Raw genomic sequence first — 10,176 nt, 5'->3', positions numbered from 1 at the left:
CGCAGGGGTCAGCGGGTGGGCACGGATGGACGCCACGGGGCAAGGGCGCGTGCGGGCGCAGGGGTCAACGGGTGGGCACCGCGGGCGCGCGCCCCGACTACTTCACCAACAGCTCCGCAATCTGAATCGTGTTCAGCGCCGCGCCCTTGCGCAGATTATCGCCCGAAACGACAAGTACGAGGCCACGGTCATTCGCCACCGTCTGGTCCTGGCGAATACGCCCCACCAGGGAGTCATCCTTGCCGGCTGCGGCGAGGGGCGTCGGTACATCTACAACCTCAACACCTGCGGTGGCCGTCAGAATATCCTCGGCCTCCTGCGCGGTGATCGGGTTGGCGAACTCCGCATGAATTGTCATCGTGTGACCAGTGAAAACGGGCACGCGGACGCACGTGCCAGCAACCAGCAGATCGGGGAGGCCCAGAATCTTGCGGGATTCATTGCGCAGCTTCTGCTCCTCATCAGTTTCCAGGGTCCCATCATCCACGAGGTTGCCAGCCAGTGGCAGCGCATTGAAGGCGATCGGCGCGACATAAGGATCGGTGCTGGAAGCCTCCAACGCGGAACCATCTTCTACCAGTGCCTCGAGGTGATCCAGATTCGCCTTAGTCTGCTCGATCAACGCCCGCACACCCGCCAGCCCCGAGCCAGATACGGCCTGGTAGCTGGAAACATGCATCTTGATTAGGCTCGCCTTGCCGTGCAGCGCACCCATCACGGGCATTGCGGCCATGGTGGTGCAATTCGGATTCGCAATGATGCCCTTGGGTGTGTTCTTGGCAGCCTCCGGGTTCACCTCTGACACGATCAGGGGAACGTCCGGATCCTTACGCCACGCCGAAGAGTTGTCCACGACAATCGCGCCGGCTTCCGCGAAACGGGGGGCGTGCTCACGCGAAGTGCCGCCACCTGCGGAGAACAGGGCAATATCGATGCCCTTAAGATCTTCCGTGGATGTTGCCGCTACGTCCTCCACCACGATCTTCTCGCCTCGGAAATCGATTTCCTTTCCTGCCGAGCGCGCAGAGGCGAAGAAGCGCACCTTGTCCGCAGGAAAGCTACGCTCCACGAGGATGCGACGCATCACGCGCCCAACCTGCCCGGTGGCACCAACAACGGCGAGGGTGGTCATGATTCAATATCTCCGTTCTTCCGTCATAGCTGCAACATGAATTGTGAAGAATTCAGCTATGAGCACGCAGTTAGCTATGTGCACGTCGATATAGACGTTAGTACACGAATCATACCTAGCCCCCGAAAAGTCCACCCTAGGTAGGACGCATACGATGCATAGCCGTCATAAGTTAACAGGGGTAGGCACGAAACCCTCACCTCACCGAAAGGACAACTATGCCTAATATTTTGATTCACGCCGCCGAGGACACCACTATTCAATGGGCCTCTGGCGGGTTCCTGATCCTACTGGCCGTGCTGGCCCTCGCATGGCTGGTCTTGTTTATCGCGGCGATGTTTAGCATCCTGCGCTCCGCTAACTACGGTGCGGGCGGGAAAGCCATCTGGATCCTGATTTCCCTGGGACTTCCCCTGCTGGGTCCGATTGCGTGGTTCATGTTTGGCCGCGATAGCACGGCTTAGCGGGGAAGCAGGGGCGAGAGCAGGGCTCAGCCGCGGTGGCGAAGCGGGAACACCCGCGCGGCACAACCGCATGGCAGGGCACAACCGAGCGGCACAACCGCATGGCAGGGCACAACCGAGCGGCAAACCCGCGCGACAGGGCTCGGCCGCGGCAGACCCGCGCGGCAACTCTACCGCCCGGTGCCGGCGTACACAGTGGCTTCCTCTTCCCCACCCAGCTGAAACCGATCGTGCAAAGCCTTCACGGCCTTGTCCAGCTCCGTATCGCGGATCAATACGGAAATGCGGATTTCCGAAGTGCTGATCAGCTCGATGTTCACACCCGCATCGCGCAGCGCCTCGCAGAAGTCAGCGGTCACGCCCGGGTGGGACTTCATTCCCGCACCGACCAGGGAAACCTTGCCCACGTGGTCATCGAACAATACATCTTGCCAGCCCGCGCTTTCAGCCATGCCCTTGAGGATCTGCATAGCGCGGGATGCATCCTCGCGTGGGCAGGTGAACGTAATGTCCGTGCGGTTGGAATCCAGTTTAGAAATGTTCTGCAGGACCATGTCGATGTTGATTTCCGCATCCGCTACGGCACGGAAAATCTTCGCGGCTTCGCCTGGGTTGTCGGGGATACCCTGAACCGTGATCTTCGCTTCGGAACGATCGTGTGCAACGCCGGTTAATACTGCTTCTTCCACTGGGATATCCTCCATTGATCCGCTAACTAGGGTGCCTATGTCCGTGCTGTACGAAGAGCGCACGCGCAGTGGCACGTTGAAAGCGCGGGCGTATTCCACGCTGCGGAGCATGAGCACCTTCGCGCCCACCGCAGCCATTTCCAACATTTCTTCGAAACTGATTTTATCCAGCTTCTTTGCGTCCCTCACGATGCGCGGATCGGCGGTGTACACGCCATCGACGTCCGAGTAGATCTCACACACATCCGCGTTCAGCGCGGCGGCGAGCGCCACCGCCGTGGCATCGGAGCCACCGCGGCCCAAGGTGGTTACGTCCCGCGTCTCGCGGTTCACACCCTGGAAACCCGCAACCAGGCAAATTTTGCCCCTATCCAGAGCTTCTTGGACCCGACCGGGCGTCACATCAACAATGCGGGCGTTTCCGTGGCGCTCGGTAGTTAAAACACCCGCTTGCGAGCCTGTGAAGGACTGCGCCTCGGCGCCGAATGAATCGATGGCCATCGCCACCAGCGCGTTCGAGATCCGCTCGCCAGCCGTCAACAGCATGTCCATCTCGCGCGCCGGCGGCACGGGATTAACTTGCTCAGCCAACTCCAGAAACTCATCGGTGGTATCGCCCATCGCGGAGCACACCACTACCACGTCATGTCCTTGGCGCTTAGTCTCCACAATCCGTTCGGCTACGCGCCGAATGCGCTCAGCATTCTCCAGCGACGATCCGCCGTACTTCTGGACGATCAGTGCCACGGGGCACCCACCTCTCGGTCTTTCGGGAATTAGGGCTCATCTAAAACAGTGATAGTTGAGAGATTACAACAAGCCATGGCCGACGTTTCACGGAACCACGCAGTCGTTTAGCCTATGGTGTGATGAATACTGATGACGTACTGGCGATCTTCTTTGCCCTCGGGTCCGCATTGACCATCGCTTGGGGCACTGTCGTGCGTCACCGTATCGCCGAGCAGAACGGAGAATCCAACCCCGAGACCTCGAATGTGCCCATCTTGGCGGCCATCCGAAAGCCATGGTGGTGGGCTGGATTATTCAGCGCTCTCTTCGGATATTTCCTGCAGATCGTGGCTTTGCGGTTCGGATCCCTGCTTATCGTGCAGCCCATTCTGGTCCTCAAGCTGATGTTCACGTTGCCTTTGGCTTCCAAGTTTGATCACCGCCCCATCTCCAAGTCCGAAACGTTGTGGGCCACCATTTTGAGTATCGCCGTCGGCGTGTTGGTTATTTTTGGTAAACCGACGCCCGGCTTATCCGCCCCACCCGCAGAAAAATGGGCGATCGCTGTGGCTATAGGCGCGGTGGTGCTATATGGCATGTATCGCTTCGCGCGCATTCAGTATCGTCGCGAAAAAGCGCTGGTGTTCGGGCTTATCACCGGCGGAATTATGGGATACTTGGCCGTGCTGTCCAAGGCTGTGGTTGATGTGTGGGTTCACAGTGGGTTCACGGGTCTGATCGCCAGTTGGGAACTTTATGGCCTGTTGTTCTGCGCCGGGTTGGGTACAGCTGTCCAACAAACGTCGTTTAATGCTGGCGCTTTGAAAAACTCATTGCCCGCAATGACGATTGCAGAACCCATCGTTGCGTTCACCCTGGGTTATGCGCTGCTTCGCGAGCAGTTCCGCGTGACCGGTTGGCAGTGGTCCTACGTCTTGCTGTCTATTGTGATCATGATCGTGGGGACTTTCGTGCTCAGCCGCAAATCGGTGGAGGATTAGCGGGGCTGCGCGCGGGGCAGTCGACGCAATGCGGTCTGCGCGGGCGGGACTCGCGACGTGCAGCGGGCTGCGCGGGGAGCGGGCTGCGCGGGGAGCGGGACAGTCAACGCACCGCGGGCTGCGCGGACGGGGCTCGCGACGTGCAGCGGGCTGCGCGGGGAGCGGGGAGTAGGGAAGCCCCGCTCGCCGCGCGAGCCCCCCGCACCGTGTAGACGATCCGTCGATTCACGCCATCGCGATCACCGAAGCTACTGCCGCGATACTTCCGGAAGCAGCGGCCATGCCTGGGAGGGTTCGCTTGAATCCGTGATGCAGCAGATCGTTGGCGATGACTGCCGGCAAAATACAAAAGACTAGGTTCTCCAACCGGTAGAAGTGAACGTTGAAATAACGCATCAACACATATTCACTTAGTGTTACGAATGTAAAAGAAAACAGGCACAGCAGAAGGAAACGGTGCTTACCGAACAGCGGGACACCCGAAAAGAAGATCCTCCCCGCCGTGTACACCACCGCTGTGGAAAACAACAGCACCCAGAGGTAGTTGATGTTGAATACCGCCACAGCAAGGAATCCCGCTGACACGTAACCACCAGTACGCCACCCGAGACGTTTGAGTGGACCTTCCTGGATAAACAGTGCAATGCACACGGAAGCTGCGGCCATGAGAATGAAGGAAGTATTGTCGCCACCGCTTTCGAACAACTCCTCCTCAATCTCCGTCCCAAGCCACGCTTGAGAAAGAAATGCCAGCATGAGGCCCGCAGCTGCGCTGAGAGGAACCAACCACAATGCGGGCAGCAGGGTTTTCCCAAGCCCCTGTTTCATGAAGGAATTGCACAGCATGCCGGGAATCACCACACCAATGACAGCCAAACCCAGATCCTCCGGTTTGGACTCCAAGATGAAGGTGTTTACAAGATGCCAAATTATTTCTAGGAACACACCTACCAACAAACCAATGGCGAAAATCACCCGTGGCCGTGGTAGCCATATTTTCAAAACCCCGTAGCGGATAATGGTATGCGCAATGAACGCGACCAGAATTGTAAACGCGACTTTCCAGGGCATATACAAAGAAGCGGCCAAGTAGCCGATGCCGAGGCTTCCGCCAATCACGATCTGCTTATTCCGGAAGTAGAAGTAAGCCACGATTAAGCCACAGAAAAACGACAGATGAATATAAGCAGCGGTGAATTCTGTGTTACTAAAGAAATCCTTGTATAGGGCGTTCATTTTAAGCGTTGACCTTTCCCGACTGCCCCGCACCCAGCGCGTTGACCTTCCCCGTCCGCCCCGCACCCAGCGCGTTGACCTTCCCCGTCCGATCTTCCTCCAGCAAGTCAACCTTTCCTGTTTGGCCTTCCACAAGGGCATTGACATAACGGCGCATGTGCGTTACTTGCTCGGTGTGGATATTGACCATTCCGAACATGGCAACCTTGTCGTAATCCAACCCTTCAACGGCACGATTGACGAGTTCACGTCCACTGGTTGTCTCATCCATGTCATTAGTTCGGATGATGCCTTCTTCTGGGAATCCCTCTTCAAGCAGCATTTGATAAACGGCGTCTTGGAGCTCTCCGTACAAAACGATGCGATCGACCTCATCTCGCAATTCATTGGCTACCAGTTCGAGGAACATCTTGGCGCGGTCAGTACGATCCTCGCGGTTATTAAGCGCAACGATGATGCCCGCGTCCGCGGGAAGCGTATCTTTCACCACGGAGCGGAACACCTTCACTGTGGATTCCCAATCGTTAATTGCGAACATGGGAATCCAATACAGCTGTTGGCCACTGCTTAGCGCCGCCTCGGTCACAGTAATGGTTCCTGGATCCGGTTTCGCCGAAAGCATTCCCTCGCACGCCGTCTCCCGGTCGATGCCCAACACATCGGCGACAGCCAAGGCAACCGCGACATTTTCTTCAAACTGGTGATAATTGAATTTCTTCACCATGGATTGGGACAGCTCGCTGGGGTCAGCAAACACCACCGTGGACTCGCGTTTGATGGCTTCTTCTTCAATGACACGGCGCAAATATGGGTCTCGCTCGCCTGTCACAACGATGCCCCGCACAGGAATTGTGTTGCTCAAAGAGCGCGCAATCTCTTCCAAGGTGTCCCCCATCTCTTCTTGGTGATCAAGGCGGACGTTGGTGATCACCGACACTGGGGATTTGAGAATATCGCGTTGGCAAATCAGCTGGTAGCGTGGCTTTACCGCCATGCATTCCGTGACCAACCCGCGGACTTCGGGGCTAATCCACTTACGCAGGAAATTGAACTGCTCACCAATATTTGCCGGACCAGTGCGCCGGATCGGGTGCTCGTCGGCGTCGGGATCAATGACACAAGCGTAGGTGCCGGTAGTTTTCGCAATGCTAGGAACACCAGCGGCCCTCATGACACCGCCGAGCATGCGGGTGACCGTGGATTTCCCGCGAATCCCGTTGACATGAACGTTGACGTCCAGGCGGTTGAGGCGCGCATTGTGGTCCTTCTCGCGCTGGTGAAAGAAAACAGCAAAGCCGATGACGGCTAGGAGGGACAGGAGGAAAAAGATGAACATGGGGCACTCCTTCTGAGTGTCGTGGCTTGGGCAGGTCAGAAACAAAAGTCGGAAGCGCGTGGCACCGGGGCGGGCAGGTCAGAAACAAAAATCGGAGGCGCAAGGCACCGGATGTTCTAGGGCGTACTCGGCGGATTGGGGAAGCCAAGCCGGGCGAAGGCTCTGTCCGACGGTTGAAGTTCAGTCAGGCATCTTTAGACCCCCCAAGAACTAATCCCGATCTCCTAGGATCAGCGGCCCCCTCCAGCGCATCGCCGGTCGTAGCAACAATGCTTATTCCCGAATCCGCCTTAGCCGTAACGCGGCGGGCCTTAGTGTTGTCGTTGCTGGCAGTAGTACGACGGCCGTCGGGGTGGTCTCTCCCGGTTCGCGGGGTCTCCGAAGGTTGCGGCGCTCCCTGTGATCCCGGGGCGCCCGGCCCCGCCGGGGGCTCCGATTCCACGTACACCTTGGACCGGGTCAGCGCGCCGTAATTTGGTTGCAATACCGCTGAGGTGGGATCAAGGTGCAGATCCACAAGCCCAATGACCGATTTCAGAACGTACGAAGGAATCTTTGATCCGCCAGGGGACCCCAAGGCTGCAAAGCCCCGCCCACCATCGGCCAGAATCAGCGGCGCCATCATCGTTTTTGGATGTGCGGATGCCCGGCGTATATTGGCCCGTTCACCTTCTGCCTGCTGCGAGGAAAAATTATCCAGACTGTTGTTAAGGAAGAACCCGTGGATGAAAATCCCCGCTCCGAAGTTCTTTTGCAAAGTCGTAGTCGTACTGGCGACATTGCCGTAACGATCCTTCACAGAGATCTGCGATGTGCCATCTTCTTCAAAGTCGTTGTAATCCCCCGCTGCATCGGTGAGCTTGTGCGGCTCGGGCTCCTTTTTTACTCGGTTGTTGAGGATGTCCTCCGCATCCTTACCCGCCCGGTCACCATTTCGGACGATGTCTTTCACATATTCTTCAGCAACCCTGGGCGCAGTCCGCGGATCCCCCATGTACGTGTTGGCATTGGCCATTACTACACGCTGAACTTCCGATAGCAGCTCACGATTCACAGAAACACCATCACCGTTTACCGTTGCACTAGAGCTATTCGAGTTCGGCTTCGCGGTGGGCGTCGAGACAAAAGAATTCCCAGCAACCTTGTTTTCTGGCAGGTGAGAAATAATGTTGAGTGCCTGGGTCACAAACGCACTGCCGGTGGCGGGCGACGAATTGCCGCATACTTGTTTGCTGCGGTAGTCGGTACAGGTCGCCTCATCGGCACGAGTCGTAGCCTGCTGTTCCTCCGCCGCCGACCAGTCACCAATAAGGGTTTTCTGCTGGCTTACCCGGTCTTCTTTTTTGGTTTTTTTGGACGACGCCGAATCCTCCGCACGTTGCAGATCCAGCGTTTGCTCACCGATTTGCGCGACGAGACTATCGCGAGCACTATCCCCGACATCCAAGATGGATTCCCCGGACGCGATCCGCCGGATGGTTTCGGCGTATGCAAGATTGGTGACGCGGGCACCATCACCCGCGTTCCCCAGTGTGCGAAGGTAGTCTAGGTGCTGCGTGTGGGTAGACGTAAACAATTCAGGCCGACTATCCACTGCCTCGCGTAACCGCGTTGACGGAGTGAATCCCGCAGTTGCTCGATCGATGACGGGTTGAAGCAGCTCGTGCTTATCGAGTTTTCCGTGGTCCTTATGCAGCGCGCGCATCAGTTCGAGTGTCCGGGGTACACCCACCCGCGCGACGGCACCAGCGTGATCTGGATTGTTCGTATCCTCTGTAGGTGCGTTTACGGTGCCGTCGAAAGAAAGCAGCTTGTTCTTTTCAGCGCTGTAATACACCGAAATGGCGCCTCCACCTGGGCCCGACGATTGGGGTTCAGTTAACCCCAGCATCATCTGTGCAGCGAAGGTGGCATCGGCGGCGGTCCCTCCCTGGGCCAGCACGCGACAGCCCACGTAGGTTGCCGATGGGTCAGGGGTGGCGATGGCGAATGCGTTCGGGGCATCAATGCGTAGGCTCGTGTTGGATCGGTCCGTTGTGGCCTCGTCGGGGTGATCCTGCCCCGGCGCCGATTGGGCAACGTTCTGGCCGTTTTGGGGATCAGTGCCACAGTGTGTGAGGGCCCGCTGGGTTTCCTCCGGTGTTTGGGCATTGTTTTCCTTTACACCACACCCGACCACTGATGTGGATAACAACGCGGCGGCGAGACCTAGCCCGATCGCGGGGGCCCTCTTTGAATGCCGTGACACTCGTGCTCTCCTTCTGGGGTGTATAGGATGCCTTCTGACTGTTGATCAGCAGCAACCTCCGAACCGGGCGGGGCTTGACGGAACTGGCCCGCTTCGGAGCGTTTGCCGGGAGTACCGTGCTGAACACCCCGTAAACTCCTTGAGCGAACCTGGAGAGCTGCTTTGCGGGGCCAGATTACTGTTGAACACTTTAGTGCGCAAGGGGTGGGGTAAGAATTCTAGAAAATGGGGTTGAACTGCTTATTTTTGGCCGTCAATAACATTTGTCACGCAAAAGTGTTCGACATTTTATGTTCACTTTACGAAGGGGGATCCTTTTCCAGCTGTCCCGCGCCGCCCCGGGCTGCCCCACACACCCACGCCCCACGCGCACCCCCACGCCCCACGCACCCACAAAGCAGAACGAAACGCACAAAACCCGCGCTCCAACGGCCATCTCACTCTGCACATCACGCACCCACACCCAACCCACGCCCCACGCACCCACAAAGCAGAACGAAACGCACAAAACCTGCGCTCCAACGGCCATCTCGCTCTGCAAATCACGCATCGAGTGGCATCGAGAAGAAGTCAGCAGTGAATCGAAATGAGGCAGAGGCAGACGCTACAAATGGGACGCGTCTAGCGCTCTCCTGCGCGAGGTCGACCAACCCCTCGGGCCCGCGCTTGGCTAAAGCACCTACAATCCCGCACCAACACCTGTCAATAGTTGACCTCGGGCCCGCGCCTAGCTAACGCGCTTTTCAGACAGACGAATCCCCCGGGCCTGGGCTGGGTGAGCCCACGCTCGGGGGATTCTCAGGCGGAGGAGGCTAGCGCCACCTGCGCTGATGGAATATCAACGCTGGTTTAGCTTTCCCGCTCCTCCCTGCGGCTAGCGACAAGGTAAACGCCCAAGGTCGTAGCGATCAAGGCTGCAACCAGTACGCCAACAATGTTGACACCGGTATTTGCCAGCCCACCAACGACACGCTGTGGCGCGTTCTGCGCCATCGCTGGTGGGGTTTCGCCTTGGCCACCCGTGACACCACCAACGATGTCATTCGGGCTACCACCGGGTTGTACCGGCGGATGACCGCCGCCACTCGTATCCACCGGGCCACCTGGCTTCGGCTTATCGCCTGGCGTGGTGGTGTCCGTTGGAACACCCGGTTTGGACGGATCGGACGGATCCGTTGGTTTGCCGGGCTTCGTGGTTTCACTAGGCACGGTTGGCGTGGTGGAACCCGAAGGATCCGTTGGTTTGCCGGGCTTCGTGGGCTCAGTCGATTCGCTCGGAGTCGACGGCTCATTTGGCTCGCTCGGAGTCGACGGCTCCGACGGCTCACTTGGAGTCGATGG

At 58.1% G+C, this 10,176-nt stretch carries 7 protein-coding genes and 1 pseudogene; 2 read left to right on the top strand and 6 right to left on the bottom strand.

Annotated features, from left to right (window positions below):
• Positions 1-97: 97 nt before the first annotated feature.
• Positions 98-1,132: an aspartate-semialdehyde dehydrogenase gene (locus HMPREF3098_RS07030; protein WP_070434555.1), complete on the bottom strand. Its 1,035-nt coding sequence runs from the start codon at positions 1,130-1,132 to the stop codon at positions 98-100.
• Positions 1,133-1,350: 218 nt separating this feature from the next.
• On the opposite strand from HMPREF3098_RS07030, the gene HMPREF3098_RS07025 reads away from it, so the two are divergent.
• Entirely contained in the window at positions 1,351-1,596 is a 246-nt protein-coding gene (locus HMPREF3098_RS07025; protein ID WP_070434554.1) for a PLD nuclease N-terminal domain-containing protein, read from the top strand.
• A gap of 170 nt (positions 1,597-1,766) precedes the next feature.
• Here the strand turns inward: HMPREF3098_RS07025 and HMPREF3098_RS07020 are convergent, their stop codons facing one another.
• Positions 1,767-3,032, bottom strand: a complete 1,266-nt coding sequence (locus tag HMPREF3098_RS07020; RefSeq protein WP_070434553.1) for an aspartate kinase — start codon at positions 3,030-3,032, stop codon at positions 1,767-1,769.
• Positions 3,033-3,154: 122 nt separating this feature from the next.
• Here HMPREF3098_RS07020 and HMPREF3098_RS07015 point away from each other — a divergent pair, with 122 nt between their 5' ends.
• Complete coding sequence (locus HMPREF3098_RS07015) at positions 3,155-4,015, top strand: DMT family transporter (protein WP_070434552.1); 861 nt, start codon at positions 3,155-3,157, stop codon at positions 4,013-4,015.
• Between the two features lie 225 nt (positions 4,016-4,240).
• On the opposite strand, the gene HMPREF3098_RS07010 is transcribed toward HMPREF3098_RS07015, so the two are convergent.
• From HMPREF3098_RS07010 to HMPREF3098_RS11535, 4 genes and pseudogenes are all read right to left on the bottom strand, one after another.
• Positions 4,241-5,251: a poly-gamma-glutamate biosynthesis protein PgsC/CapC gene (locus HMPREF3098_RS07010; protein ID WP_070434551.1), complete on the bottom strand. Its 1,011-nt coding sequence runs from the start codon at positions 5,249-5,251 to the stop codon at positions 4,241-4,243.
• A gap of 1 nt (position 5,252) precedes the next feature.
• Positions 5,253-6,587 (bottom strand): poly-gamma-glutamate synthase PgsB, encoded by a 1,335-nt coding sequence (gene pgsB / locus HMPREF3098_RS07005; protein ID WP_070434550.1) that lies wholly within the window; start codon positions 6,585-6,587, stop codon positions 5,253-5,255.
• Between the two features lie 184 nt (positions 6,588-6,771).
• Entirely contained in the window at positions 6,772-8,835 is a 2,064-nt protein-coding gene (locus HMPREF3098_RS07000) for a gamma-glutamyltransferase (RefSeq protein ID WP_070434549.1), read from the bottom strand.
• 849 nt (positions 8,836-9,684) lie between these two features.
• Positions 9,685-10,176: pseudogene (locus HMPREF3098_RS11535) on the bottom strand (hypothetical protein); the annotation flags it as partial.

Source organism: Corynebacterium sp. HMSC28B08 (assembly GCF_001806865.1).
GTDB classification, from domain to species: domain Bacteria; phylum Actinomycetota; class Actinomycetes; order Mycobacteriales; family Mycobacteriaceae; genus Corynebacterium; species Corynebacterium auriscanis.
This window is presented reverse-complemented; position numbering and strand designations above follow the sequence as displayed.